This window comes from Bacteroidia bacterium (genome assembly GCA_025056095.1).
Classification (GTDB): domain Bacteria; phylum Bacteroidota; class Bacteroidia; order JANWVE01; family JANWVE01; genus JANWVE01.
The window spans coordinates 1-1,576 of record JANWVW010000330.1 but is presented as its reverse complement, the minus strand read 5'-3'; the positions used below and the strand labels follow the sequence as shown (position 1 = coordinate 1,576).

Below are 1,576 nucleotides of genomic sequence, written 5' to 3'. Positions count from 1 at the left end.
ATTACTATGTAGCTACTGCATCGGGTGGGGTATGGCGCACTACCAACGGTGGAGCAAGTTACGAACCTATTTTTGACCAACAAGGAAGTTATTCTATTGGATGCATAGCTTTAGCGCCGAGCAATCCGAATATCGTTTGGGTAGGTACAGGTGAAAATCACAACCAACGTAGCGTAGGCTACGGCGATGGTGTATATAAATCCGAAGATGGTGGCAATACATGGACAAACATGGGCTTAAAAAACAGTGAGCATATTGCAAAAATCATTATTCACCCTAAAAATCCCGATATTGTTTTTGTGGCAGCTTATGGTCCATTGTGGAGTGCAGGGGGCGAAAGAGGCGTATACAAAACCACAGATGGGGGCAAAACTTGGAAGCAAGTACTACATATTTCTGAAAACACAGGAGTATCCGACTTAGCAATGGACCCAAGCAATCCCGACGTACTCTATGCATGCGCACATCAACGTAGAAGACACGTTTTTACTTTAATTGACGGCGGTCCTGAAAGTGCTTTGTACAAAACTAAAAACGGCGGAGAAACTTGGGAAAAATTGACTAACGGCTTACCCACAGGGGATATAGGCAGAATTGCCATAGCAGTATCCCCTGTCAATCCAATGTATGTATATCTACAAATTGAAGCTGAACAAGATAAAGGAGGCGTATTCCGTTCTACTAATGGAGGGGCAAGCTTTGAAAAAATGAGCAGCTACTACACCAGTGGCAACTACTTCCAAGAGATATTTTGCGACCCCATAGAGTTAAATCGCATCTATGCTATGGATGTTTTATTACATGTTTCTAACGATGGCGGTAGAACCTGGATTCCCCTCGGCGAACGCTTTAAACACGGAGATAATCACGCAATGTGGATAAATCCTAAAAATAATAATCACTACCTTGTAGGTTCTGACGGTGGAGTATATGAAAGTTTTGACAAAGGAAAAACTTGGCTATTTAAACCTAATCTACCCGTAACACAATTCTACCGTGTAGGGGTAGATAATAGCCTACCTTTTTACTTTATTTATGGCGGTACACAAGATAATTTTAGCATGGGAGGACCTTCACGCACTTTAAGTATTAACGGTATTACTAATTCAGATTGGTTTTTTACTCATGGTGGAGATGGTTTTGTGTCCCGAATTGACCCTGATGACCCAAACATTGTGTATGCAGAATCGCAATACGGTGGCTTAGTTCGCTACGACCGAAGAAGTGGTGAAGAAGTCCCTATTCAACCTATTGAAGGAAAAGGCGAAAAAGCCCTTAGATGGAACTGGGATAGCCCCTTAATTATCAGTCCACATAAATCTACACGATTGTACTTTGCTGCTAATAAAGTTTTTAGGAGTGAAGATAGGGGAAACTCATGGACATGCATTAGTGAAGACCTAACCCAACAAATTGACCGTAACAAACTTCCTGTTATGGGCAAAGTTTGGAGTATAGATGCCGTAGCTAAAAGTCAATCCACTTCTTTTTACGGTAATATTGTATGCTTACAAGAAAGCCCTAAAAAGGAAAATCTGCTTTACGTAGGCACAGATGATGGACTAATTCAAGTATC

General features: G+C 41.4%; 1 protein-coding gene. It reads left to right on the top strand.

Annotated features, from left to right (window positions below; translation table 11 throughout):
• On the top strand, nucleotides 1-1,576 hold a 1,576-nt coding region (locus NZ519_13860; protein ID MCS7029839.1), incomplete at both ends, for a glycosyl hydrolase.